The following is a 25,943-nucleotide window of genomic DNA, read 5'->3' as shown; positions in this document are numbered from 1 at the left end:
CCCATGTCGTCCGCCTCCGTGAGAGAGATCGTCCAGACTTTCGAGACCATCGACCGGGACGCCCTGGCGGCCCTGTCGGAGAAGGGCCGCGCCGATCCGACGGCCGTTCGCACGGTGCGCGCCCGGACCATCGCCGAGGGTCGGCGCTTCCGCCATCTCAACTACGTGCGCAACCTCGACGCCCACGTGGTGGACGAGCCGCCCGGCCTCCTCGGCGATGACACCGCCCCGAACCCCACCGAGGCGCTGCTCGCAGCCCTCGGCACCTGCGTGGCGGTTGGCCTCCAAGCCAACGCGGTCGCGCGCGGCTGGACCGTGCGCGGCATCGAGATCGAGAGCGAGGGGGATATCAACATCACCTCGGTCTGGGGGACGGGCGACCTGTCGCCGAAGACCGTCGGCCTCACTGCCGTGCGCCTGACTGCGCGCCTCGACATCGAGGGTGCGAGCCAAGCCGAACTCGACGACCTCGTGGCCCATGCGGGTGACTGGTCGCCGGTGCTCAACACGGTCAGGAATCCCGTCGCCGTCAGCCTCGTCCGCAATCGATGAGCGCGGCCCTCGCCCGCCCCGCGGCGCTTCCCGAAGTCCCTCGGGACGTCGCCGGCGTCGTGCGTGACGAGCTCGCGCCGATCGTCGGTGCGATCGACGGGGGGCTCTATCCAGACGGCGTGCTGCGCGGCCTCGGCGCAGCCGGTGCCTATGCCCACCACACGCAGGGTACACCCGAGGGACTGATCCGAGCCGTGGAAGCGATGGCGGCGGTGGGGGCCACCTGCCTGTCGACGGCCTTCTGCGTCTGGTGCCAGGACGCCCTTGCCTGGTACCTCGCCCATGGCGATGCGCTTGCCCGCGACCGCCATCTGGCCGACATCGCCAACGGCGTACGCCTCGGCGGCACCGGACTGTCTAATCCGATGAAGGCGTTCGCCGGCATCGAGCCCCTCGCCCTCACGGGTCGACGGGTGCCAGGCGGCTACAGGGTGCGCGGGCGCTTGCCCTGGGTCTCCAATCTCGGCCCCGACCACCCGTTCGCCAGCATCTTCGCCCTGGACGACGGCCGCCGTGTCATGGCGGTGTTCGCGGCAGGCCAGGAAGGGGTTGCCATCGCAGCCAATGCCCGCTTCGTAGCCCTCGAAGGCACCGGGACCTACACGGTGATGGTCCGCGACGCCTTCGTGCCTGACGACGACGTGATCGCCCCTGACGCCGCGGCCTTCGTCCCCCGCATCCGCAACGGCTTCGTTCTACTCCAGGCCGGCATGGGACTGGGGCTCGCCCGTGGCGTCGCCGCGCTGATGCGCGCGGATGGCCGGGGCAGCCGGGACGGCGCGGCGCTTCCTCTTGGGGCCGAGGGGATCGACGCGCGGGCGGCCGACCTGTGGACGCGGTTCGTGCACGCGGCCGAACGCCATGCCGACCCGGCGGCGGGCGCGTTCCGCGAGACCCTGCGCCTACGCCTCGACATTTCCTGGCTCGCCCTGGAGGCGGCGCAAGCCGCCATGCTTCAGTTCGGCGCGCGCGGGTATCTCGAAGGCTCCGAACCCTTCCGGCGACTGCGTGAGGCGCAGTTCGTGGCCATCGTCACGCCCTCGGTGAAGCACATCACGCGGGAACTCGCGGGCGGGTGACGGCTGCTTGTCAACGCGCGGTGCTCGACAGGTGCGGCCGGATGGATCCCAGCAGGAAGCCCACAGGAACCCGCGCAAGGCTCGCGGCTAGGTCCGACGGCAGTTCACCAGAGATCAGCCATTCGTGCAGCGCCTGCGCCACGACGGTCGGCGGCGGGAAAAGCACGGTGTTGACGATGCCCGCCTGCGACACGGCTTCCTAGATCAGGAGAAACAGCGGGAGCGACAGGTATCCCACGGCAGCATCAAGGAGTGACCCGTGCCGACCGGCTTTTTATTGTAAGGGTTCGAGAGCACGTCCGTGCCCTCATAGAGGTGCTTGGGAAGCACCTGCGCGCCATTGCTATTGAGGGACGATAGGATCGCAGGCGAGGGCTGGCTGAGGCGCAGGATCACGGTAAGCGGATCGGGCGTCTCGACGGTCGTCACCTTACCAAAGGTGATCTGGGCCAAAGCTGATCTGGTCGCGCGGATGGATCTTGGTCCAGACGTTCTCGAGGGTCCATTTAACGTCCGCCGCCGTGAAAGGCTGGCCGTCGTGCCAGCTCACGCCGGAGCGCAGGTGCAGGGTCAGACTGAGCCCGTCGCGTGCAGTCTCCCAGGCCGTGGCGAGAGCCGGAATCGGCTTGAGGTCGCGGTCGTAGTCGACGAGCCCGTCGAAAATTGTCCCGCTTACCACCCCGGTTGGAGCGGCTGAACTGACCGCCGCGGTCAGGATCACCGGCTCTGGCTGGACGATCGCGGTCAGGGTCCCGTCTTGCCGCTCGGGCTCTGCGCATACCGGACTTACCGCGAGCGCTAGCATCACACCTGCGACGCCTCGCATATTTCTTAACACCATTCCGCCGCCCCCAATCACACACGCCGAAGGCCAAGACAGCCGAGCTGTCCCGCCAAGCCACGATGTCCGCGTATTGAACAATGTACTCATCAGCTACACTACAATAAGATCGACTGAATACTATATTAATTCGATTTAGTAGATGGTTTTTCTACGGGGTAGCAAGATCGATACCGACATCTGTTCGTCTAATGCCGGGCGGTTCTTCCGGCAACTCAGTTTTCGGACGAAAGCCGAACGACGTCGTATTCGTCTCATCGGGCGTTCTAAAGGCGATTCAACTCTGCAACAGACCGAGGCAGCCGCGTTCAGGTGCGAGGCGGTGTCCATACGGCGTCACGGACCTGGATGGCGCGGGGAATCAGGCCGAGGCGATGGAACCGGTCCGCCGTCGCCTGTTGGTTCGCAAGGATCGGGTCGGAAAGTGGCCGCACACCGAACTGCGTTCGGTCCGCAGCCGTCTTCTGGATCGCAAAGGGAATACCGGTCACGGTCGCTAGCGCTTGGGCCACTTCGTCGCGATGTCCTTCGGCCCAGGCCGCCGCCTCGGAGAGTGCCGACAGGGCGCTGACCACGACGCCCGGATGCTTGTCGGCGAAGGTCTTGTTCGCCAGGAAATAGGCGGACACGTCGAGGGTCTGGCCCGAGGTGGCAAGAACTCGTGTCTTGCTCCGCGCCTGCGCGACAGCAAAGTAAGGGTCCCAGATCGACCAGGCGTCGACGCTGTCGTTGGCGAAGGCCGAGCCGGCATCGGCCGGCGTCAGGTAGGCCGGCGTGATGTCGGCGAAGGTCAGGCCAGCTTTCTCAAGAGCGGCGATGAGAAGGTTGTGCGCAGAGGTGCCACGTCCGAACGCGATCTTCTTGCCCTTGAGGTCGGCAACCGAGCGGATCGGTGAATCCTCCTTGACCAGGATCGCCTCTCCGTCTCCCGAGGGCGCCGAGGCGGCGACATAAACGAGATTGCCGCCCGCAGCCTGATTGAAGATCGGTGGCGCGTCGCCGGTATAGCCGAAGTCGATGCTGCCTGCGCTCAAAGCTTCGAGCAGGGGTGGTCCCGCCTGGAACTCGACCCACTGTACCTTTGTGCCCTGGGACGCCAAGCGCTTCTCGATCACGCCCTGCTGGCGTGCGACGACGATAAGGCCGATCTTCTGATAGCCGATGCGGAAGTCCTTGGGTGCGCTCTCATCGGCGACCGCCCCAGTAAAGGCCGCGAGGCCCGTTCCGAGGGCAAGAAGCAAGGCCGGCACACGGCGTCGGGTCATCGTCACGGGTTCGTCTCCTGTAGAGTGGCATCCGCCCCATGGCCGGGCGCGGTGTGGGTGAAGCGGCCGCTCACGGATTGTGGCAGGCGAAGCAGATTGAGGATGGGGCAGGCCTTCTCGACCCGGGCCCGAAACGCCTGGACCGTCGACGGTTCGGCCGGTGAATCGAGGCGTACCTCGTAGGTCAGGTCCCGCGGATGCACGGGGATATCCTCGAAGCCCTCCGTGCCCGCCCGCGGGTCGAACGTCCCCGCGACCTCGACCTCCAGGGAGGTGATCGGCAGATCCTGAAGGGCGGCCTGGATCAGGATCGTATGGGCGAGGCAGGAGCCGAGGACGCCGAGCTGAAGCTCCGGGGAGCTCGGCCCGAGGTCGAACCCCGCGAAGTCGGGCTGGCTGTCGGACACGATCGCGTGCCGGCGAATTCCGATGCGGCGCACGCCGCTGCGGCCCTCCACCGACGCGCGCGCCGTCAGGGGCACCGCGGAAACCTTGCCCTGCCGGACGCGCTCTTGGCGAGAATCAAGCGCGCGGCGTTTGTCTTCGAGATACAAATCTATTTCGCTCATCGGCTGGCCGCTACAGTGCTTGCATCCGCGGATGAACCCAGAGGCGTATTGCGTATGCCTCTGTATAGCCTTCATGCAGCAGAATGAGCGTTCGTTGTTGTGATGAATATGGGAACGATATTCTGGAAAATCCCGATGTCAGGGTTTCCCGATGCCGCCGACTCTGACGAGCGGGACCTGGAACCGCCCGTCGGACAGCGTTCGGTTTGACGTCATGGCCCGCATGCTCATCCGCTTGAAAAGGGGGATGTTTGCAACGTCAGCGCTCGCGTTGCCGGCACGGACAGGCTCTGGGCGGCAAACCGCCTTGCAAGGCTTGGCGTGATGGCTTGGCTTTAAGGCCGGGCTCGCCGCCGAGGCAATTAGTTTCTTAACAACCGGGCACGCCCTCCGCTCTAACCGTTCCGAGCCGCCGGTCTCCCTGGCCTTCGGCTCGACGAGAAGGAGGCGATGGTGGACATCCCACGCGAGATCAGACTGACGAAAGGGTCCAGACGCCTCGACGTCCGGTGGGAGGACGGCACCGTCTCGTCCCTGTCGGCCGCGACCCTCAGGGCGGGAAGTCGGAGCGCAGGCTCGGTGCGGGCATCCGTGGATGCGGTCCCCTCGGTCCCAACGGCGGATCTGGTGATCCGCGATGTCCTGCCGGTGGGCGCCTATGCGGTGAACCTCGTCTTCTCCGACGGTCACGACCGGGGGATTTTCCCGTGGTCCTACCTGCGCACGCTGGCCGAGGGCGCCAGCACCACATCCGAGGCCGGCCATGGATGAGATTCACGATGCCACGTCGGAGATCGCGTGCGACGTCCTGGTCATCGGCGGCGGCACGGCGGGCCCAATGGCAGCCCTGAAGGCCAAGCTGCGCAACCCGAAAGCCAGGGTCGTGCTCCTGGAGAAAGCAAATGTGAAGCGTTCGGGCGCGATCGCAATGGGAATGGACGGGCTGAACAACGCCGTCATCCCAGGCTATGCCACTCCCGAGCGATAGTCCAGCACCGTGCGTCGGCCCACAGAGACATCCGCTGCCACCGGCATGCCCGATACCACCCGAAACCCCTCCGGCACGTCGTGCAGGGCTGTCCGGTCGAGGGAAATCCTGACCCGGTAGTATGGCTCGGTGCTATCCTGCCGCGGCAGGGATGCCGCGGCCGGGTCCGAGCGCTCGGTGAAGCTTGCAGGGCTGATCGCCTGGACGGTTCCCTGTGCCGTTCCGTAGCGCGAGAACGGCAAAGTATCGAACTTCACCGTCACGGCCTGGCCGGGCCGGACCCAGCCGATATCACGACCCGACACCGCCGCTTCCACCTCGAGATGAGCGTCGTTCGGCACGAGGGTGATCAGTTCCGCGCCGGATTGCAGCACCGACCCGACGGAAACACGGGCGACACTCAGCACGATCGCATCGGCCTGTGCCCTCAAGGAGACCAGTCCTTGGCGCAAGTTCGCCTTGGCCAGAGCCGCCTGGGCGCCTGAGAGCCGGCTTTGTAGCAACGTCAGGTCCGCCTCGTTGTGGGCGATCCGGCCGCGGGCATAAGCCTCGCGTTCGCTGGCTTTGGCTTCCAGGGCGCTCAGTCCCGCCGTGACGGCACTCTGTGCCTCCTCGAGGGATTGTTGCATCTGCGCCTGTGTGTCGTTGGCCGCCAGCGTGTTCATCAGGCTGCCGACCTGCAGCCGCTGCAACTCGGCCCGGCGGCTCGCCAGATCGGTGGCGATGCCGAGACGCTTGGTGCCGATCGCGACGTCGGTCTGCGCCCGCTGCAATTGCGCCTGAAGCGCGCCGGTCTCGGCGTCGAAGCGCGCGAGGGTCGCGCGGTGTTCGGCCACACGTTCTTCGAAGAGGGCGGCCTGCTGCACGTGCACGGGATCCTGCGTCGAAGGGGCGTAGGGCCGACCGGCGATCTCCGCCTGGAGTCGCTCGATCTGGGCCGTCAGGCTCGCGACCTGCTCCTGCCGGCTCGACTGGTCCGAGCCGGTGAAGGTGGGATCGAGTTGAGCGAGCATGTCGCCCTTGCGAACCAGTTGCCCGGGTTCGACGTGGATGGCGCGCACGATACTGGTGTCCAGCGGCTGCACCACGAGCGTCCCGTTAGGGGCCGCCACGATGCCGCGTCCGGTGACCACCTTGTCGATCGGGATGAACGCGAGCGCCGCGAGACTGCTCAGCATCAGCGTACTGATCACTAGGGTAGTGCTGCGCGCCAGCGGCTGCATTGGCAGCGTGACCAGGGCGCGGCTGGGGCCGGCGAAGTCGAGGAGAGCGGCAGCGCCGTCGTCCGGCTGACGATGGAACCCGTACATCTCAGATCTCCGCCGCGACAAGTTCGTGGGCATCGGCCGGCGCCTGGACCGGCCGCCCCTTGGGTTCACGAGCGAGGTAACGGTTTTGCTGACGCCAGAGCTGCTGGTAGATCGCGCATCGCTCGACCAGCGCGTCGTGCGGCGCGATATCGACGAGGCGTCCTTGGTCGAGAACCGCGATGAGGTCGCAATCCAGGAGCGAGGACAGGCGGTGCGACACGATCACCATCGTGCGACCGCGGGCGATCCGCTGCAGGTTGGCGTTCACCACTGCCTCGCTCTCGGGATCGAGGGCACTCGTGGCTTCGTCGAGGATCAGCACCGGCGGGTCGGCGACCAAGGCTCGCGCGATGGCGAGACGCTGACGCTGGCCCCCGGACAGATTGGACGAGCCCTCCTCGATCCACGTGCCGTAGCCCTGCGGCAGGCGCTCGATGAACTCGTCCGCTCCCGCGAGACGGGCCGCCTCCATGGCGTCTTCAAGGGTGAGATTGGGACGTCCGGCCAGGATATTGTCGGCGACCGTCCCGCGGAACAGTACGTTGTCCTGCAGCACGATGCCGAACGAACGGCGCAGATGCGCCAAGTTGATCTCACGCAGGTCGGTCCCATCGACCCGCACCGTTCCGGAATAGTCTCGGCTGATCCCCTGGAGAAGCCGCGTAATGGTACTCTTGCCTGAGCCGGAGCGGCCGACGATACCGAGCATCGTTCCGGCCGGGATTCCGAATGAAACGCCGTCGAGGGCCGGTCCACGGGCTCCGGGATAGGTGAAGCTTACGCCTTCGAGGCGCAGGGCGCCGGCGATCCGCGGTGAGATGCCGCCTTGCATCGCCGCGGTCTCGGTCGGGTTGTTCAGCACCAGCGCGACCTGCTGCACGGATGTGCGAACCTCCTCCACGTCTTCGAGCAGCCGGGCGAAACCGATGAGGGGCGCCGCGAGTCGGCCGCTCAGCATGACGAAGGCGACGAGCGCACCGACCTGTACGCCGGAGACTCCGTCGAGAACGAGGTAGGCGGCAACCAGCAGGACCCCGCGATCGATGAAGCGCTCCGCCGGGAGGGTCAGGGTGCGCGGCCAGCGGCCGAGCCGGCCCGCCGCAACCTGCGCGAGGCCAGCCTCGGCGACGGCGGCGTCCCATGCCTCCCGCCGTTGCGGCTCGAGCACCAGCGACTTGACCGTCCGGATGCCCTGCACCGTCTCGACCAGAAGCCCGCTCTTGCGCACCTCGGCAGCGATCGCCCGGCCATAGGCGCGGCGCATCGCCGGCATGAAGGCTATGATCACGAGGGCGACGACGCCGGACGCTGCCAGCACCATCGCGGCAAGGATGGGTTGAAGCCAGAACACCACCGGCAGCAACACCAGCAGCGTGGTGCCGTCGAGGACGGTACTCATCAACTTTCCGGTCAGAAACGCGCGAATCCGGAAGATCTGGCCGATGCGGTGGTTGGTCTCGCCCGTGGGATGCCGCTCGAAATGATCGAGCGGCAACATCAGGAGTCGCTCGAACACAGCAAGATTGAGCTGTGCGTCGATCCGGGTAGACAGAACCTGTAGCGCTTCGCCTCGAGCATGGGTCAGCAGCGCCTCGAACAGCACAGTGATGCCGACCATGACGCCCACCAGGGTCAGGGTGGACCAGCTCTGATAGACCAGCACCCGATCGAGCACGATGGAGGTCAGCAGCGCGGGAACGATGGCCAGGACGCTGAGGACCAGGGATGCCAGCACGACGTGGCGAAGGATTTCGCGTTCGCCAAAAACCAGGCGGGCCACGGAGGCGAAACCGAACGGTGCCTCGGCCTGCGCAACGCCACGTCCCTTCCGAACCAATAGCGCCTCGCCCGACCACCATTGTGAAAGCCGCAGGGCGTCCATCGGGACCGGCTCGCCCCGTGGATTAGCCGGATCCCGCAGCCAGGCGAGGTCGCGCTTGGTATCGGCTGCGACGACCAGGCCGGCGCTTCCATCGGTGAAGAGCACGACAACCGGGCGGTCGGGTGCGGCCTGGGCGAGTTGGCGCCAGGAGAGCTTGACCGCCCGCGCCCAGAGCCCTGCCTCCGATAGCCAAGCCGCCAAAGCAGCGGTTGAGGGTGGCACGCCCTCCTCCCTCAACCGGGTGCGATCGAGGTCGATGCCGTGAAAGCGCGCCGCCGCCGCGACGGCGGCGATGCGCAGTTCAGCCGGATCGGAACCGTCCGGCCCGCCAGGAGGCGGGCCGGCGGTGGAAGGGGAGTCCGGCATCGTTGTGGTCCTGGCAGATCTGAGGGTGTCCGGCCTCCCGAAAGAGGCCGCACGGCTCGTTTCAGCGTTGATGGAGGCTTGAGGTGGCTTGACCGGACTCGTGGGCGAGCCCCGCTACTCCGTGACGGTCGTCCTCTCCGGGCATCGGCAAGAGACCGGCCTGCGCCTCCGGATCGTGGATCGCCGCCGCGACTCCACCGGCTGGCGCGGGAACCGGGACCGCAACTCCGGGAGGAGACGAGGCCTGAAACAGCATGCTGTTGACCGCATTCCGTGGATCGCCGGTTCCAAGGCTGCTGATCTGCCCTGGCGGCAGGGTGAACAGCTCCGTCGCAGGTGCCGCATCGGCGCCCCCCGGAGCGGCTGCGGCTACGGCCGAGGAATCGGCTGAGGCAGTCCCGGCCGGCTGAGCGAGGCTCACCAGAGTTCCCCCTTGGCCGTCGCTCGCCAGGGTCAAGGCAGCCTGCGGTGCCAGTCCCTCGATCGCCAGAACGGCATGGTCTGTGCCGTTGCCGATCAGCACCTGCGAGGCTGCCATACCGCCGGCGGCGGTTGGTGCGCTACCGGGCGCACCGATGGCCTGGGTCATCGCCCCCTGCTGGTACGCGACGCCGGCGAGGTCGATCGCGTCGCCGGCCGCCAGTCCGGAGATGCCATTGAGGAGGGCGCCGCTTCTCGTGACCGCCGCGTCCACCTTCAGCGTGCCCACATTGCCGGTTGCAAACGTGATGTCGCCGGTGCCGGCCGCACCGGCCGCACCGAGTTCGAGGGTGCCGCCGTCGATGACGGTGCCGCCGGTATAGGTATTCTGCACCTCGAGCGCGACCGTGCCGGGCCCTGCGGCGATTACGGTACCGGCACCGGTCGCGCCACTTGCGTCATGTGACCCGGTCTCGTCGGAAATGACGTCGTTGATGGTCGTGGTTTGACCGGAGAGAGCCCCGAGTGTGATCGCCTGATTGCCCTGAATGAACCAGCCCGCGCCATAGGCCTGACCGTCGCCGCCGCCGTTCTGTCCCTGGCCGCCGGCGACGGTATCGCCCGTGCTGCCGGAATTGACGACCGTCAGGCTCGACCCCTGCTCGACGAAGACCGCGCCTCCCGCACCCAGGCCGCCGCCACCGCCCAGTTGGCTACCTGCGATGCTGCCGCTCCCGCCGGCTCCGCCGCCAAATCCCCCTTGATGGCCCGTGTCCTGCAGAATTGGAAGACCGCCCCCGCCGCCGCCGCCGAAGCCACCGATGCCGCCGCCATTGCCCAGACCAGCGCCACCGCCGCCTCCGAAGCCACCATTACCACCGAAGGTGTTGTTGCCGCCGCCGCCGCCGCCCCAGCCGCCCGTGCTGCCATCGCCCCCCTCGCTCGTGTCGGCACCGCTCAAACCGTAGATGCCGCCACCGCCACCATTGGTTGGGTCTTGATCGATGTTTCCACCGTTGCCGCCGCCGCCCTCAATGCCACCGGTGACGCCTTTGAGACTGCTTCCTTGATCCGTTGGGGCGTTGATAAGAGTACCGACGACGCCCTGCGCATTGCCGCCGTCGGAGCCCACGCCATCCCCACCCGTAGAGGCCCTGCCGATCCCGCCGCCGCCGCCATTGGCACCATAATGAGAGCCGGACGACATGCCGTCGCTCGATCCGTCGCCCCCATTTCCACCAAGGCCGCCGCCGCCACCTACGCCTGTGCTCAACGCGCTAGCACCACCGATACCGCCCTGGGCGGTATCGTCGGAGAAGTTGACGTCGTCGAGGGCAACGTTCGCGGTCCCGGCCACCATGAGGCCGCCACCGAGACCCGCTCCGCCGCCGCCGCCGGCTGCCCCGCTCCCGCCTGTTCCACCCTGTGCCACAGTATCGGCGATGGCGAGGTTATTGACGGCAACGAGGCCCCCGAACACCATCAGCCCACGCGCGGCATGATCACCATCCAATGTGTAGCCGTTGCCCATGAGCGCGACAGAATTTGCTGCGTCGAGAATGGGCAGGTCACCGCTAGCGAGGGTGATGTCGTTGGTGAACTCGATCGCCAGCGGCCCCGGCGTTGTGCCGGCATTGGCCTGATCGATGGCCGCCGTGAGCTGCGCCTCGGTGCCGACGCGCAGGACGATGCTTCCCGGGGCCGGCATGCCGAAACTCGCATCGGTGGCGGGCGGCGTGCCGCCGGTCCCGGCCGGAAGGGTGAGTGCGGCGGACAGCACCGACTGGTTGCCCGAGGCGTCGGCAGCCATGGCCACGACGGGGCCGGCACCGACATCCGGCAGAGTATCGGGCGACAGGCTGAACGTGCCATTCGATGTGGCGGTCGCAGTCCCGAGTTGAAGCAGGATGCCAGCCTGCGCTTGCACCTGATACAGGGTGACGGAGCTTCCGGCCTGGGCCTGACCGGACACGACCGGCGAGCCATCCGCAGCGGTCGTCTCGACCAACCCAGTCGGTGCCGGCATCGCCTGGGTCATGGTCAAGGTCGAGCCGCCCTGGCCATCGCTCGCCACGGCGAAGGTAGCCCCGGCGTTCAGACCTTCGATCAGGACCGACTCCGACTGCGCGCCGTTCGAGGCCGTGACCTGTGTCGCGGTTTGCCCGTCCGTAGCCATGGCTCCGCCGACCGTCCCAACCGTGACCTGGGTCGCACCGGCGAGACCTGCGAAGTCTACCCGATCACCGGTCTGCATATCGCGCAAGCCCGTAACGAGAAGGCCGCCAGCGGGAAGGGCGGGAGCATCCACGCGCAAGGTCGCGCCGTCGCCGGTATCTCCGAAGGCGATCGCACTGGTGGCGCCTGCGGCCCCGCTCACCGCGAGCTCCAGCGTAGTGCCGTCACCGATGACGATGCCTCCCGAGAGGGCGTTCTCTTCCGTGATCGCGACGGTACCGCCGCCGACGGCCATCACCACTGCCGCGCCGCCCTGACCGCTCGGATCATGGACGCCGGACTGGTCGGAGATTCCCCCACCGAGTGTCGTCGTCTCGCCCGGCTTGGCGAAGGCCGTCAGGACCTGATTGCCCGAGAGGAAGATCGAATTTCCGTATCCCTGGCCGCTTCCTCCACCGCTCGCACCCTGGCCACCGGTCGCCGTGTCGCCGGTGAAGCTGCCACCTTCGATACTGATCGTGCTGGTAGCGTCGGCGAAGGCACCGCCGCCGAGACCCGCTCCACCGCCACCGCCGTCCGTAGCACCGGCACCGCCGCCGAATCCGGCCTGGCCCTGGTCGACGCCCATGATGCCAACGGCGCCGCCACCACCGCCACCGCCACCGCCGTAGCCGGCGGCTCCACCACCACCGCCGCCGCCGCCGCCATACCCGCCATTACCGCCGACGTCGCCGCTGTCGCCATCTCCGGCGCTGCCGGCGCCACCGCCTCCCCAACCGCCCTGAACGCCATTGGCGCCGAGGCCTCCACCGACGCCCGCGGCATCGTTGTTGGCGGATGTGCCATCGTCCAAGCCCAAGCCACCATCCGCGCCGGTCAGGATGGAACTGCGCCCACCAGGGCCGCTGGCGCTCCCCGTCGCCGCAATGCCGAGGCCGCCGCCACCGCCGCTGCTGCCGTCCCGCCCATCGTCCTCGTCGGCCTGAACTAGGGGGTTGAGGTGCTGGCCGATATCGCCGAACACACCCCCGACGCTCGAATGCCAGGCGCTTCCCGCTCCCCCGGCGCCGCCCATGCCACCGCCGCCGCCATAGCCCGCACTCCCGAGCAGAGCGCCGGCCTCCCTTGCGCCGCCCTGTCCGCCGGTGGCGGCGTCGTTCGTGAACGAGACGTCATCGAGGGCGATCGTCGCGTGGTTGACCGCAAGCACGCCGCCACCGAGACCCGCGCCGCCGCCGCCGCCGGCCTTGCCAATGCCGCCGGCGCCCCCCTGGGCGACAGCGTCCTGAATAGTAAGGTCTTTCAAGAGAGCCTGCGTATCGTCCACCATCAGGCCGCGGTAAGTATCGGCACCGTCGAGCACGTGTCCTTCGCCGTCGATCCGAACCACGCCGAGGGGCTGGTTCAGCGCTGGAAGGTCCGCATTCAGGGAGATGTCGGCCGTGACATGGATCGCGTAGTTGCCAGGCGAGGCGTTGACCGTCTCGATGGCGGCGGCGAGCTGGGCTTGATTGGCGACAGCGAGGACTTGCACTGCCCCATGGGTGGGGAGGATCGATGGCGCCGTGGGCGTGCCGTCCGGGTTCCAAGGGGTGCCGGGTTGCAGCGTCGACACCTGCTCATCCGGCGACCCCTTGGCCACCGGATAAAGTAGGATGCCCGCCGCGACCACGGCAGAAGCCGGCCCGGCGAACTCGCCTCCGACTCTCACAGCGTTTCCAAGATACCCAAGTGATCTAATGAAGACTGCAGCTCCATCTGGCGACAGTGAGCTCGCGAAGTTGGCCGCCCAGTCATTGAAGCCTTGTGCGAACGCCGATCTAGTCCCGTAATTCTCCGCATCCCTCAGAATCGTGGAGCCATAGCCGCTCGATTCATCGAGCACGCTGTCTTCGCCTGCCACCCCCGGGACGGTCGGTGGACCCCCGTTAGGCCCGACTGCCCTTCGCAGTCCCTGCAAAAGGATGCTGACTTCTGTACCGCCGGCGGTCGTATTGACGGCCTCCTGTACAGTCCCACCCTCAGGATTTGCCTGATTTTCGATAGTCGCGCCAGACATGCTCTAACCTTTTGTCGTCACATCTGGGGATACGGTCCATCTTTATGGCCCGCTCCTGAAGCAACGAGGCAACGGCGCAGCCAGAACTTGATAAACAATTGAATGCCGTAGCTGGGATGACACCAAGGTGAGCGGAACCTTAATAAAACGACATGCAATGAATTGTTGTACGTGGTCGCCCCGACCTCGTTCGATCCACCGATCCCAGGCTGACTCTGACGCTACCGCCAAGCTCGTCTGCGCTCGGGCAGCCGGGCGAACTGCCAGAGCAAATCGGTTGTCATGCTGCAGAATATGGACACGAGCTTCTTTCCGCTGAAAGGAAAGAGCCACGCTCCTTATGAGCCCCGAGCCACCACCCTTAGAGCGTTCGCGATTTAATCTGGCTCATATCCTGCTGCGGCGAAGAAGTTGGCGCACTCGTCGGGTGTGACGGCGTCGACGAGGCGCCCGATGGCCGACCACATTCCCTCGACGGTCCGTTCCTCGGCTTTGCGCAGCAGCGCTTTCAGCTCCGAGAAGGCCATCTCGATAGAGTTGAAGTCGCTGCGCGGTCCTTCGGTTCAGGGCTGTAGGGCGGGAGGAACAACAGCTGTGCGCCCGCGGCCTCGATGGCGGCTCGCACGGCAGGCCCCTTGTGGCTGCCGAGGTTGACCCAGCAGACCCTGTCCTTCTACGTCCAGGACCTGCTCGGCCTCGATTCTGCGGCTGCGACGCGACACGTCGGCTTCGCCCTGGCCGGTTTCGCGTTGGCCGCCCTGGCGAGCCAGATCCTCATCGTCAGACAGCTCTCGCCGACGCCGCGTACGATGCTGAGACTTGGAGCGGCAGGACTACTGACAGGTTTCGTCGCCCTCGCCTTGGCACAGAATCTTGCCCTCATCGTCGCTGGCTGTACCGCCTTGGGCGTCGGCTACGGCGTCATCATGCCGGGTCTGCAGACCACGGCCTCCCTGGCGGTCGGGCAGGCTGAGCAGGGCGCCGCCGCCGGACTGGTCTCCGCCGCTATGGCTCTCGGATTCGTGGTGGGGCCGATCCTCGGCATCTCCCTCTATTACGTCGAGCCGCGTCTCCCCTTTCTGATGGCCGTCGGCCTCAGCATCGGCCTCCTGGCGGCGGTCGCATCGGATCGCCTCGCTCCCGTCGCCCGGAGGATCGGATGATAACGCACCCGATCCCCCTCGCGATCTCCCTCGGCAGAGCGACGTTTGCGGTACTACCGCTGTGCGCATCATCGCGCTCGGCTCTGAAGCGGGTTGCGCGCCGAGGCCTCGCGCAAACGTGAGGCGGCTTCGCGTCAGGCGTTTCCGACGGCGTCCCGCAAAGATCGAAGGCGACCGCACCTTGATTTTTGTTAGACGCGCCAGATTTCGCTCGCAGCGTCGGGTCGCGCGAAAGTTGCTGTCGCTCGAGGCGTTGCACGCTCCACGTCGCATCAGGCGACAGACAGGCGACCCGATCCGTCCGATGGCGCCGGCCCTGCGCCAAGGGAAACGTTGATGAACGAGTTGATGATCGACAAGACCAATACCGAATCGTACCCGATGGCCGGCAAGTGCCCGTTTGGCGGCGATCGCATCGGCGGAGCACTCGGCAGCCGTCCGGCACTGGAGAACTGGTATCCCCACCGTCTGAGGGTCGAACTCTTGCACCAGAATGGGGTCGCGTCGGATCCGCTCGGACCGGATTTCGACTACGGCAGCGCATTCCGGACGATCGACCTCGATGCCCTGAAAAGCGACATCAAGCAGTTCCTGACCTCGTCGGTGGCGTGGTGGCCGTCCGATTACAAGAATTACGGCCCGCAGATGGTCCGCATGGCCTGGCACTCGGCCGGTACCTACCGCATCGCGGACGGGCGGGGCGGGGCCGGCACCGGGATGCAGCGCTTCGCGCCGATCTCGAGCTGGTGGGACAATGGCAACACCGACAAGTCGCGCCGGCTGCTGCAGCCGATCAAGCACAAATACGGCAACGCCCTCTCCTGGGCCGACCTGATGGTGCTCACCGGCAATTGCGCCCTGGAGATCATGGGCCTGCCGACATACGGATTCGCTGGCGGACGTCTCGACGCCTGGGAGGCGGACAACGCCACCTACTGGGGCCCCGAGGTCGTCGAGATGGGCAAGGTCTCGAGCTTCGACGAGATGGTCAACCGTGACGAGCGCTGGCGCGGCAAGAACGGCGACGCCGACTACGACCTGGAGAACCCCCTCGCCGCCTCCCACCAATCGCTGATCTACGTGAACCCCGAGGGACCCTACGCGAACGGGGACCCGCAGGGCTCGGCCAACGACATCCGGACGACGTTCACCCGCATGGCCATGAACGACGAGGAGACCGTGGCGCTCATCGCCGGCGGTCATGCCTTCGGCAAGAGCCACGGCATGACGCCCGCCAAGGAGATCGGACCGCCGCCCGAGATGGCGCCGATGGAGGCGATGGGGCTCGGCTGGCACAACCCGAAGGGCGCCGGCTCGGGCAAGGACACGATGACGAACGGCATCGAGGGCAGCTGGACCCCCGATCCGACCCAGTGGGACAATGCCTACCTCGAGAACCTCTTCCGGTTCGAGTGGGAGCAGACCAAGAGCCCGGCCGGTGCCCTGCAATGGACCCCGACGGATCCGAACGCGCCCAAGACCCCCGACGCCCATGTGGCGGGGCAGATGCATCCCCTCATGATGATGACCTCCGACATCGCCCTCAAGGTCGATCCGGAATACCGCAAGGTCTGCGAGAAGTTCCTCAACGACTTCGATGCCTTCACGCAGGCCTTCTCCAAGGCCTGGTACAAGCTCACCCACCGCGACATGGGCCCCAAGCACCGCTACCTCGGCCCGGAGGTGACGATCGAGAACGGTCTGCTGTGGCAGGATCCGATCCCCGATGCCGCCTATGCCCCGGTCGGCGAGTCCGAGATCGCCGCCCTCAAGCAGGCGATCCTGGCCCGGAACCTCTCGGTCTCGGACCTGGCCTTCACGGCCTTCTCGGCGGCCTCGACCTACCGGGACAGCGACAAGCGCGGCGGCGCCAATGGCGGCCGGCTCGCCCTGGCCCCGCAGAAGGATTGGGCCGTCAACCGGCGAGCCGCACCCGTGGTCGAGGCGCTCCGTGGGGTCATGGCCGACTTCAACCATGGGCGCAGCGACGGCAAGCAGGTCTCGCTGGCCGACCTCATCGTGCTCGCCGGCTGCGTCGCCGTGGAGAAAGCGGCTCGGGACGCCGGGGTCGAGACGCAGGTGCCGTTCACGCCCGGCCGGGTCGATACCACGCAGGACCTGACCGACGTCGAGATGTTCCAGTGGCTGAAGCCCGTCGTGGACGGCTTCCGCAACTACGTCGATGACGGGTTCGGGGAGATGGCGCAGCGTCTGGCGCCGGAGGAGATGTTCCTCGACAAGGCCAACCTGCTGACGCTGACCGCGCCGGAATGGGTGGTGCTGACCGGCGGCCTGCGTGCCCTCAACGCCAACCACGACGGGTCGAACCGGGGCATCTTCACCGACCGGGTCGGCGTGCTGACGACGGACTTCTTCCGGAACCTGACCGATACGAATCTGGTCTGGGAGAAGGCCGACTCGGCCGGGACGTCCTTCGCCCTCAAGGACCGCGAGAGCGGGCAGACGAAGTTCCAGGCCACGCGCAACGATCTCGTTTTCGGGTCGAACGCGCAGCTGCGCAACATCGCCGATGCCTATGCCGGCAGCGATGGCCAAAGCCGGTTCGTGGCGGATTTCGTGCGGGTCTGGGACAAGGTCATGATGCTGGACCGGTTCGACGTGAAGGGTCACCGTCGTTACGGACCCATGGCGGCCTGATCGTCGCGGCTGCGAGCAACCCGTGCCTCCGTTCCACCCTTCGGTGGGCCGGGGGCACCACGAGAGCAGGTCGGCTCAGAGGCGATGTGTCATCGCCTGGTTGTTCCGACCCCAGCGGATCGAGGGCGAGGCCCGGTCATCACCGTTTTCCATCCTCCGCTCGGATCGGCAACGCGTTCGCGCGCTTGATCTGGCCGAGGGCGAAGCTCGATTCGATCGCTGCGACGCCGTCGAGGCGGGTGAGCTTGTTCTTGAGAAAGCGCTCGTAGGCTTCGAGATCCTCGACGACGATCCGGAGCAGGTAGTCGCGCTGCCCCGTCATCAGGTAGCAATCGACCACCTCCGGCCAGCGGATGACGGCCATGGTGAAGCGGTCGAGCTCCTCCTCGCGCTGGCGTTCCAGCTTCACCGAGGCGAAGACGCTGACCGGCAGCCCGACCGCCGTCTGGTCGACGACCGCCACGTAGGCCTTGATCACCCCGGCGGCCTCCAGGCGGCGCACGCGCCTCGCGCAGGGCGAGGCGGAAAGCCCGACCCGTTCGCCGAGCTGCAGCACCGTCAGACGGGCATCCTCCTGGAGCGCGACGAGGATATTGCAGTCGATGGCGTCGAAATCGGCTTTTGGCACAGAACACTCGCGATCGTGACCCCGGCAGCCGATCTGAGCCACAATCCTTGCATCCGGCAAGTGGGTTTGGTCCCTTTTCGCCCCACGCCATGGCTACGATTGGCCCATGAGCGATCCGCGATTACCCCACCTGACCGCGCTGGCCCGGAAGAGCCTCTGGCTCTCGACCTGGATCATCCACAACGCCAACCACCTCCGCGCCTCGGCGGACGGGTTGAAGGTGGGCGGCCACCAGGCCTCCTCGGCCTCGCTCTGCGCGATCATGACGACGCTCTACGGCGCCGTGCTGCGCCCTGAGGATCGGGTCGCGGTGAAGCCCCATGCGAGCCCGGTCTTCCACGCCCTGCAATACCTGTTCGGCCAGCAGACCCGTGAGAAGCTGGAGAACTTCCGCGGCTTCGGCGGCGCCCAGTCCTATCCGTCGCGCACCAAGGACGTGGACGACGTCGACTTCTCCACGGGCTCGGTCGGCCTCGGCGTGGCGCAGACGCTCTTCGCGTCGCTGACGCAGGATTACGTACGGGCGAAGGGGTGGGGCGGCGAGCGGCCCGAGGGCAAGATGGTCGCCCTCATCGGCGATGCCGAGATGGACGAAGGCAACATCTTCGAGGCCCTGCTGGAGGGCTGGAAGCACGGCTTGCGCAACACCTGGTGGATCGTCGACTACAACCGCCAGAGCCTCGACGCGGTGGTGCGCGAGGGATTGTGGTCGAAGTTCGAGGCGATGTTCCGCAATTTCGGCTGGGACGTCGTCGTGCTCCGCCACGGCACGCTCCAGCGCGCCGCCTTCGCGGAGCCGGGCGGCGAGCACCTGAAGGACTGGATCGAGTCCTGCCCGAACCAGACCTATTCGGCGCTGGCCTTCCAGGGCGGCGCGGCCTGGCGGCGGCGCCTCACGGAGGAACTCGGCGACCAGGGCGACGTGTCGGCCCTGATCGACCGGCGCTCGGATGCGGAACTCGCCGCCCTGATGGGCAATCTCGGCGGCCACGACCTGCCCATGCTGCTGGAGGCCTTCGAGGCGGCCCGCGCCCATGACCGCCCGGTCTGCTTCATCGCCTACACGATCAAGGGCCACGGCCTGCCGCTCGCAGGCCACAAGGACAACCATGCGGGCCTGCTGACCCCGACCCAGGTCGAGGGCTTCCGGGCCGAAATGGGCATCCGGCCCGGCCGCGAATGGGACCCTTTCGAGGGCCTCGACATCGCGCCGGAGGCCATGCGGCGCTTCCTCGCCGAGGTGCCCTTCGTCCAGCGGGGGCGCCGCCGCTACGAGGCCCCGGCGATCCCGGTGCCGGAGCGCTTCGCGACTCCGAGGCAGGCCTCGCTCTCGACCCAAGCCGGGTTCGGCCTGCTGATGCACGAGATCGCCAAGACCGACGGCGCCTTCGCGGCGCGCATCGTCACCACCTCGCCCGACGTCACGGTCTCGACCAATCTCGGTGCCTGGGTGAACCGGCGCGGCCTCTTCGCCAAGCAAGCCATGGCCGACCTCTTCCGCCAGGAGCGCATTCCCTCGACCTTCAACTGGACCTTCGCGCCCACCGGCCAGCACCTCGAACTCGGCATCGCCGAATCGAACCTGTTCACCGCGCTCTCGGCGCTCGGCCTGTCGCACGCGATCTTCGGCGAGCGCCTGCTGCCGGTGGGCACCCTCTACGATCCCTTCATCGAGCGCGGCTTGGACGCCCTGAACTACGCCTGCTACCAGGATGCGCGCTTCATCCTGGTGGCGACGCCGGCCGGCATCACCCTCGCCCCCGAGGGCGGCGCCCATCAGTCGATCAAGACGCCGCTGATCGGCATGGGCCAGGACGGGCTCTCCGCCTTCGAGCCGGCCTTCGTGGACGAACTCGCCGTGCTGCTGCGCTTCGCCTTCGCGCATATGCAGCGGAGCGGCGCGCCCGAGCCCGACCCGGTCACCTGCCTGCCCGATGCGGCCGGCGGCTCGGCCTATTTCCGGCTCTCGACGCGGGTCGTGGAGCAGCCGGTCCGAGTGATCGATTCGGATCTTGCCGCCGACATGGTGGCGGGGGCCTACTGGCTGCGCCGGCCCGGCCCGAACGCGGAGGTCGTCGTCGCCTATCAGGGCGCCATCGCCCCCGAGGCGATCGCCGCCACGGGCCTGATGGCCGAGGATCGGCGCGATGTCGGCCTCCTCGCCGTCACCTCCGCCGACCGGCTGCAGGCCGGCTGGAATACCGCGCAAGGGCTGCGCGAGCGGGGGGCGCCGGGCGCGTCGAGCCATATCGAGCGACTGCTCGCCGACGTGCCCAGCCATTGCGGCCTCGTCACCGTCCTCGACGGCCACCCCGCCACCCTCGGCTGGCTCGGCTCGGTGATGGGCCACCGCACCCGCGCCCTCGGCGTCTCGCATTTTGGGCAGACCGGCACGATCGCCGACCTCCACCGGTATTTCGGCATCGATGCACGGGGCATCGCCACGGCGGCCCAGGCCATCGCCCCGGGTCGCCGGATCCGGCATCTCCAACTCGCTTGAGCCTGACGCCCGCTGCATCCGCATCCGCTTCCTCGCGCTGCACGCCGTTGGCGTGAGCGGTGCCGATGTGGTGCATCTGTCACCGCGTACTCCGGCACCGGTGCCATGCTGGGTTGGTTCGGTGTTGCCCTTGCGGCCTCGAACGTGTTGTTCGGCGGCCTGCAGAAGATCACGGCGGTGCAACTCGGGCTGTCGCCGGTCCTGATGGCCGCGTCCAACTCCTCCGGGGGCGTAATGGGCAAGATGATCGACGCGCAGTCCATCGTCGTCGCCTCCACTGCGACGCAGTGGTAGGGCACTGAGGCGAGGATATTGCGCTACGACATCTTCCAATCGATCGCGCTTGCCTGCCTCGTCGGTGTGCTGGTGATGCCGCAAACCTATCTGCCGTCCTTCACAGCCATGGTCCCGGCGCATTGAAACCTGCTAGAGCGCTCACCGCCGAAGTGGATGCCGGTTCGGCGATAAGAGAGCGCAGATCTTGGCAGGGGGCGCAGGAGCGCCCCCGCTTCTTTCCTTCATTCGGCGATGGCGCGACGCGCCCGCGGAGACCCACGATGCGTCTGAGCGACTGTCACAGCTTCCACGATTTCCGCCGCATGGCACAGGCGCGCCTGCCGGGACCGATCTTCGACTACATCGACGGGGCAGCGGACGACGAAGTGACCTACCGGCGCAACACCGCCGCGTTCGAGACTTGCCAACTCGTCCCCAACGTCCTGCGTGGCGTGGGCGAGATCGACATGTCCGTGACGGTGATGGGCCAGAAGCTCGCCATGCCGGTCTATTGCTCGCCGACCGCCTTGCAGCGGCTGTTCCACCACGAGGGCGAGCGGGCCGTCGCCGCTGCGGCCGGCAAGCATGGAACGATGTTCGGCGTGTCCTCCCTCGGGACGGTGAGCCTGGAAGAGGCACGCCGGATCAGCAGCGGTCCGCAGGTCTATCAGTTCTACTTTCACAAGGACCGCGGCCTGAACCGCGCGATGATGGAACGGGCCAAGCAGGCGGGTATCGAGGTGATGATGCTGACGGTCGACAGCATCACGGGCGGCAACCGCGAACGCGACAAGCGGACGGGCTTCTCCATCCCGTTTCGCCTGACCCTCGCCGGGATGATGCAGTTCGCGGTGAAGCCGGCCTGGGCGATCAACTACCTGACCCACGAGAGCTTCAAGCTGCCTCAGCTCGACGGCCATGTGGACATGGGTGGGGGCGCGCTCTCGATCAGCCGTTACTTCACCGAGATGCTCGATCCCTGCCTGTCATGGGACGACGTGGCCGCCATGGTTCGGGAATGGGGCGGCCAGTTCTGCCTCAAAGGCGTGATGTCGGTGGACGATGCCAAGCGCGCGGTCGAGATCGGCTGCACCGGTATCGTGCTGTCGAATCACGGCGGACGCCAGCTCGACGGCTCCTGCTCGGCATTCGATCAGCTCGCGGAGATCGTGGACGCGGTCGGCGACCGGATCGACGTGATCATGGATGGGGGCGTTCAGCGCGGTACCCACGTGTTGAAGGCCCTGTCACTCGGCGCGAAGGCGGTCGGCCTGGGTCGGTACTACCTGTTCCCTCTCGCCGCAGCCGGTCAGCCGGGCGTCGAGCGCGCCCTGGACCTGATGCGGTCCGAAATCGAACGCGACATGAGGTTGATGGGCTGCGCGTCCATCGACCAGCTGACGCGCAGCAACCTGCGGTTCGTCTGAGAGGGATACCGTCCCTTCCCGATGCCCGATCTCCGAGAACGTTGGGGATCGGGTGTCATGGGATACGTCCGCGTAAGATGGACGGGGCGGTGCCCTAGGAGCGCGCAAGTGCGTCTTCCGGTCGGTCCTTGCATTTGCGGGGAATCCTGATGGGATAGTCATGCGGAAGCCGCCGTCTCCCGCTCGAACCTTTATGCGCCCGGATACAGCTTTTGGGGGCGGTCCACCGATGGATCGCGCGAACCCCGGCCGTTCCATGCCTGTCACCATTCCGGTCGCCGCCCTCGCCTCGAAAGCGGCCGAGCCTCCCTCCAGACGCTTCATCGTTGGCCAGGACCCGCAGGGGAACTGGGTCGCCATGGAAGTCCACGGCCTCGGCGGCGGTCTGTTCCGCACACGGCACGATGCGCTGCACTACGCGACCGACCTCACCGGCCATCGTCCGGATGCGGTGGTGATGTCGGCCGACCAAATCGAGCTTCTTCTATGAGATCGACGCCTGAGCCGGCGGGCGCGGTGTATCCGTCATCAGGCTGCGCGCCCCCTCGCCTCTCGACGCGCCGGGCGCGTACGGCCTCGAAGCCACTGGGCTTCGGCGTGAGCCACCTGGAACGCCCATCCCGAGGCCTGTCCGTCACGAGAGGCGGACAGGAATGCTGGCTCTGAGCCGCGTTGAGGATCTGCGAGAGCCACACGATGAAGTCCCGACCCGGATTGGTCCCGAATTCGAACCGCTCCTGGTTAGACTGCGAACATCAGGTCCCGCCGCCTGCGCGAGCGTGCCAGATCGGCGGCCGCCAGTGCTTCGGGCAGGTCTGCCAGGGTCACCTCGGTGCAGGAGCAGGTTTTTAAGTCGCGTATTCCCAGGGTTCGCGTTGGCCGTTCTCAATTGCCGGAATGCACCGAACGGTTCATGGCGATGATGTCGGCATGGCTGGGGTTGGGACCGAGCTTTCCCATGAGGCCGTAGACCCGGTTCAAGGTCTTCGGAGCCTCTCCCTTCACCGCGGCGAGCAGGGCCTCGTGCATCGTCTCCGCGTCGTAGTCGCAGCAATAGCTCGGGGTGGCGGGCTGCTGACGCCAGGATTCCGCCAGCATTCCGGCATCCACCGGGTCGAAGCCGATCTGGTCCACGATGCCCATGACGGTCCGCTTCGCGGCATCGTCATCGCCGGCCACGGCGACGGCGATCCGGTCGGGCGCACCCGCCGGACGACCGAGTTCGGCGAGGGAATGGGCGAGGATGTTGTTGAACGCCTTGATGATGGGGCGGCCGACCTGTTCCGACACCCAGACGCTCTCCGTCTTCCCGGCGTCGAGTTCGGCGATCTGCGGATCGCGCAGGCCGGGATAGTAATTGCCCGTGTCGACGATGGGAGTGGCCGCGGGCAAGCCGTCGAACAGGTCCTTCGGCAGCGTCGCCACGGCGGGGAACGGGATCGACAGGATCACGAGGTCCGCGCCCTCGACGGCGCCACGGATATCGACCGGAGTCGCGCCGATCTCCTGGGCGAAGGCGCGGACGCCGTCGGGGCCCTTGGAATTCGCGACGCGGACCTCGTGCCCTGCCGCGCTGAGCTTGCGGGCGAGCGTGCCGCCGATATTGCCGGTGCCGATGACGCCGATGTTCATGCCTGGTTCCTGTGCAGTTGGATGGATGGCCCCTTCAGGGGGCGGTGGTCGGGCGCGCGAGAGCGTCCAGCGTGCGCCGTAGCGATTCGAGGCCGTCCGGGGTCAGCTGGCACGCCGTCCGGATCTTGTCGGGAATGCCGCGAAGCGCGTCTTCCATGGCCCGGCCATGCGGGGTGAGATCGATCAGAACCCGGCGTTCGTCGGACGCGTCACGCGTCCGCGTGACCACGCCAGCGGCTTCCAGCCGCTTGAGCAACGGCGTCAGTGTGCCGGTCTCCATGTCGAGCCGGGCACACAACTCGCCTACGGATTGCGGTGAGCCGTTCATCAATTCGAGGGCGACGAGGTACTGCGAGAACGTCAGGCCCAGCGGCTCCAGGAACGGCTTGTGCAGCCGCACCATGCGGTTGGCGGCCGCGTTGAGCGCGAAGGAGAATTCCGCGGCGGTGCTTTGTCGATCGTCTGCCATTTGTGAAGCTTGCTATCATGTAGTGTACTATATAACTGGCTGTGAGATAGCGGCTCGTCAACCCCCGCGATGCCGACATTGCAGCGGAGCAGGCGTGCCGACGAGGGGCCGGAACGGGTCGCGAGAGCGGTGGAGGAGATCGGTACGGCATCCCGAAGCCATGGACGCAGCCAAGCCGATCCTGACGACGAAGCAGCGCCTTGACGAAGCTAACGGAATCTCATCGGGTCGTAGCGCCGGGACGCCGGCATTCTCCGACGCCCGCCCTGCCCCTGCCCCGCCGTGAGACCGGACGTCTCCGCCTCCGTCCGAGCGACCCGCTAACGCCCGCTTCCACCCAGCGCGCGAACCGGGGCACCGGCGAGGTCGACTGTGGAGCCCACGGTGTCGCGGAGGCCCGAGCCCATGTTCGACAGGTGCTCGCCATATGTTTCACGGGTCTGCGGGTCGACGAGCGCGACCGGGGCCGCAACCGCCAACGCCGCCCCCGTCGCCACCGTCGATGCGGCACCCGCGGCCGTACTCACCAGCCGGTCGCCGATGCCGATCTGCCCGTCCGAGATCGGCTGGCCGTCGGCAAGCCGTCTACCCAGCAAGGCGACGACTTCGCCGGATGCGAACTTGCCGTGGTTGAGCGCATCGTCCGACTTCACTGTCGACAGGTTCAGGACTGCGACGTTCTCCCGTTCCAACTCGGAACGATAGGGCTCGGCAGCAGGGTCGATGGCCCCCAATCGTACGCTGTCACCCCAGACCAAGCGGGAGACGGCGAGAGCCTGGTCGTCCCCGGACACCATCAGCGTCAGGCGTGGGCGGTCCTTGCCCATGTCGTGGAACGCAGCGCGGGCGAGGTCCATATCGACGTCGGGTGCCGCCAGGATCACGTTTCGGATCTTGGGGGCCACGCGCTTGTCGCGGATGGCCATCTGACGGAGGCTTTCCAGGGCGAGCCAGTTGCCCATCGAGTGGGCCAGGACGGTGATCTCACCGACATTCGGGTCCCGCGCGAGGTCGCGCAACAGCGTCTCCAGGGCGTTGCGGGAGAAGTTGGTACTCTCCCGGTCGTACCCATAGGCGAGCACACTGCCGCGCGACGGCCACGTGAACAGGACGGGTGCGACCTCGGCGCCGGAATCATGCACGATCTGCGCGAACCGAAAGACCGCGTCCTCGAACTTGTTGTTGAAGCCGTGCACGAAGACGAGAGCGTGGCGCTTGGCCCCGCGCCGGACCGACCGACCTGTCCAGGTGGCGACCTTCGACCGCTCGACCGGGTCGGCGCGCAGTGCCACGAAGTCGGTGGCCGGATTGCCCGGAACGGATTTCGGCCATTGAACCGAGCCGGGCTGTCGCGTGGCGTCCGGCGGGATAGAGACCGCGAGGTCGGTATAGGTCACGGCCTCGCCCCGCTCGCCGGAGAACAGAACGCCCTTGTCCGCCGCGGATTTGCGGGTCGTCGCAACGAGCATGTCGACACGCGAGGTCCCGGGCACCGCCCCCGCATCGGCGATGGGCAGGAGCACGCCGGACGGGCGGCCGGCGCAGGCCGGCAGGGCGAGTAGTGCCGTCAGGACGAGCGCCGCACGCCCATCCCGTTCAATTCGTCCGAACACTCGTGCCCCCGAAAACTGCCGTCCCATGCAACCTGGACGACCGGCCGGTTAACGGGCTGTCAAGGTCGGTA

General features: G+C 67.1%; 20 protein-coding genes and 3 pseudogenes. 10 read left to right on the top strand and 13 right to left on the bottom strand.

Annotation, left to right across the window (positions count from 1 at the left end):
- Positions 1-3 precede the first annotated feature (3 nt).
- Together ASF32_RS23025 and ASF32_RS23020 are read left to right on the top strand one after the other, a co-directional pair.
- The gene (locus tag ASF32_RS23025; RefSeq protein ID WP_056434233.1) at positions 4-552 is read left to right on the top strand and encodes an OsmC family protein; all 549 of its coding nucleotides are present in this window, start codon (positions 4-6) and stop codon (positions 550-552) included.
- Positions 549-1,631 (top strand): acyl-CoA dehydrogenase family protein, encoded by a 1,083-nt coding sequence (locus ASF32_RS23020; protein ID WP_056434231.1) that lies wholly within the window; start codon positions 549-551, stop codon positions 1,629-1,631. Before ASF32_RS23025 ends, ASF32_RS23020 begins: the two co-directional genes overlap by 4 nt.
- A 10-nt stretch (positions 1,632-1,641) precedes the next feature.
- Here ASF32_RS23020 and ASF32_RS23015 read toward each other — a convergent pair whose 3' ends face one another.
- From ASF32_RS23015 to ASF32_RS22995, 5 genes are all read right to left on the bottom strand, one after another.
- Complete coding sequence (locus ASF32_RS23015) at positions 1,642-1,824, bottom strand: hypothetical protein (RefSeq protein ID WP_056434229.1); 183 nt, start codon at positions 1,822-1,824, stop codon at positions 1,642-1,644.
- 11 nt (positions 1,825-1,835) lie between these two features.
- The gene (locus ASF32_RS26745; protein ID WP_244483695.1) at positions 1,836-2,084 is read right to left on the bottom strand and encodes a hypothetical protein; all 249 of its coding nucleotides are present in this window, start codon (positions 2,082-2,084) and stop codon (positions 1,836-1,838) included.
- Positions 2,062-2,436, bottom strand: coding sequence for an ABC transporter substrate-binding protein (locus ASF32_RS26740; protein WP_056434225.1), 375 nt, complete (start codon positions 2,434-2,436; stop codon positions 2,062-2,064). Before ASF32_RS26740 ends, ASF32_RS26745 begins: the two co-directional genes overlap by 23 nt.
- A 344-nt stretch (positions 2,437-2,780) precedes the next feature.
- Entirely contained in the window at positions 2,781-3,743 is a 963-nt protein-coding gene (locus tag ASF32_RS23000) for a sulfonate ABC transporter substrate-binding protein (RefSeq protein WP_056434223.1), read from the bottom strand.
- On the bottom strand, positions 3,740-4,219 hold the full coding sequence (locus ASF32_RS22995; RefSeq protein WP_244483694.1) for an OsmC family protein: 480 nt from the start codon (positions 4,217-4,219) through the stop codon (positions 3,740-3,742). Before ASF32_RS22995 ends, ASF32_RS23000 begins: the two co-directional genes overlap by 4 nt.
- A 537-nt stretch (positions 4,220-4,756) precedes the next feature.
- Between ASF32_RS22995 and ASF32_RS22990 the strand changes: the two genes are divergently transcribed.
- Both ASF32_RS22990 and ASF32_RS22985 read left to right on the top strand, forming a co-directional pair.
- Positions 4,757-5,077, top strand: coding sequence for a gamma-butyrobetaine hydroxylase-like domain-containing protein (locus tag ASF32_RS22990; protein WP_056434219.1), 321 nt, complete (start codon positions 4,757-4,759; stop codon positions 5,075-5,077).
- Positions 5,070-5,291 (top strand): annotated as a pseudogene (locus ASF32_RS22985) (FAD-binding protein); the annotation flags it as partial. The gene ASF32_RS22990 and the pseudogene ASF32_RS22985, both read left to right, overlap by 8 nt.
- On the opposite strand, the gene ASF32_RS22980 reads toward ASF32_RS22985, so the two are convergent.
- From ASF32_RS22980 to ASF32_RS25675, 4 genes and pseudogenes are all read right to left on the bottom strand, one after another.
- Positions 5,273-6,472, bottom strand: a complete 1,200-nt coding sequence (locus tag ASF32_RS22980) for an HlyD family type I secretion periplasmic adaptor subunit (protein WP_244483697.1) — start codon at positions 6,470-6,472, stop codon at positions 5,273-5,275. The pseudogene ASF32_RS22985 and the gene ASF32_RS22980 overlap by 19 nt on opposite strands.
- 133 nt (positions 6,473-6,605) lie before the next feature.
- Entirely contained in the window at positions 6,606-8,852 is a 2,247-nt protein-coding gene (locus ASF32_RS22975) for a peptidase domain-containing ABC transporter (protein WP_082490492.1), read from the bottom strand.
- Between the two features lie 61 nt (positions 8,853-8,913).
- Positions 8,914-13,062 carry a hypothetical protein gene (locus ASF32_RS26945; RefSeq protein WP_162239927.1) on the bottom strand — a complete coding sequence of 1,383 codons (4,149 nt, stop codon included), beginning with the start codon at positions 13,060-13,062 and terminating at the stop codon, positions 8,914-8,916.
- A gap of 821 nt (positions 13,063-13,883) precedes the next feature.
- Positions 13,884-14,158 (bottom strand): annotated as a pseudogene (locus tag ASF32_RS25675) (transposase); the annotation flags it as partial.
- Between ASF32_RS25675 and ASF32_RS22960 the strand changes: the two are divergent.
- Together ASF32_RS22960 and katG are read left to right on the top strand one after the other, a co-directional pair.
- Positions 14,118-14,669: an MFS transporter gene (locus ASF32_RS22960; protein WP_082490489.1), complete on the top strand. Its 552-nt coding sequence runs from the start codon at positions 14,118-14,120 to the stop codon at positions 14,667-14,669. The pseudogene ASF32_RS25675 and the gene ASF32_RS22960 sit on opposite strands and share 41 nt — an antisense overlap.
- Positions 14,670-15,005: 336 nt before the next feature.
- Positions 15,006-17,327 carry a catalase/peroxidase HPI gene (gene katG / locus ASF32_RS22955; protein WP_056434208.1) on the top strand — a complete coding sequence of 774 codons (2,322 nt, stop codon included), beginning with the start codon at positions 15,006-15,008 and terminating at the stop codon, positions 17,325-17,327.
- 139 nt (positions 17,328-17,466) lie between these two features.
- Here katG and ASF32_RS22950 read toward each other — a convergent pair whose 3' ends face one another.
- On the bottom strand, positions 17,467-17,955 hold the full coding sequence (locus ASF32_RS22950; protein ID WP_056434206.1) for an Lrp/AsnC family transcriptional regulator: 489 nt from the start codon (positions 17,953-17,955) through the stop codon (positions 17,467-17,469).
- Positions 17,956-18,061: 106 nt separating this feature from the next.
- Between ASF32_RS22950 and ASF32_RS22945 the strand changes: the two genes are divergently transcribed.
- The 4 genes and pseudogenes from ASF32_RS22945 (at position 18,062) to ASF32_RS22930 (ending at position 22,648) form a co-directional block, all read left to right on the top strand.
- Positions 18,062-20,455 carry a transketolase gene (locus ASF32_RS22945; protein ID WP_056434204.1) on the top strand — a complete coding sequence of 798 codons (2,394 nt, stop codon included), beginning with the start codon at positions 18,062-18,064 and terminating at the stop codon, positions 20,453-20,455.
- Between the two features lie 99 nt (positions 20,456-20,554).
- Positions 20,555-20,875, top strand: a pseudogene (locus ASF32_RS24905) (L-lactate permease); the annotation flags it as partial.
- Positions 20,876-21,012: 137 nt separating this feature from the next.
- Complete coding sequence (locus tag ASF32_RS22935) at positions 21,013-22,158, top strand: alpha-hydroxy acid oxidase (RefSeq protein ID WP_056434198.1); 1,146 nt, start codon at positions 21,013-21,015, stop codon at positions 22,156-22,158.
- 256 nt (positions 22,159-22,414) lie between these two features.
- A complete protein-coding gene (locus tag ASF32_RS22930) occupies positions 22,415-22,648 on the top strand; it encodes a hypothetical protein (RefSeq protein ID WP_056434288.1) in 234 nt (77 codons plus the stop codon).
- 395 nt (positions 22,649-23,043) lie between these two features.
- Here the strand turns inward: ASF32_RS22930 and ASF32_RS22925 are convergent, their stop codons facing one another.
- The 3 genes from ASF32_RS22925 to ASF32_RS22915 all read right to left on the bottom strand — a co-directional run bounded on the left by ASF32_RS22925 (position 23,044) and on the right by ASF32_RS22915 (position 25,872).
- The gene (locus ASF32_RS22925) at positions 23,044-23,817 is read right to left on the bottom strand and encodes an NADPH-dependent F420 reductase (RefSeq protein WP_280136577.1); all 774 of its coding nucleotides are present in this window, start codon (positions 23,815-23,817) and stop codon (positions 23,044-23,046) included.
- Positions 23,818-23,824: 7 nt separating this feature from the next.
- Positions 23,825-24,259 (bottom strand): MarR family winged helix-turn-helix transcriptional regulator, encoded by a 435-nt coding sequence (locus ASF32_RS22920; RefSeq protein ID WP_056434192.1) that lies wholly within the window; start codon positions 24,257-24,259, stop codon positions 23,825-23,827.
- Between the two features lie 320 nt (positions 24,260-24,579).
- On the bottom strand, positions 24,580-25,872 hold the full coding sequence (locus ASF32_RS22915; RefSeq protein ID WP_244483693.1) for an alpha/beta hydrolase: 1,293 nt from the start codon (positions 25,870-25,872) through the stop codon (positions 24,580-24,582).
- Positions 25,873-25,943 lie beyond the last annotated feature (71 nt).

The organism is Methylobacterium sp. Leaf91 (genome assembly GCF_001422815.1).
Lineage (GTDB): Bacteria > Pseudomonadota > Alphaproteobacteria > Rhizobiales > Beijerinckiaceae > Methylobacterium.
This window is presented reverse-complemented; position numbering and strand designations above follow the sequence as displayed.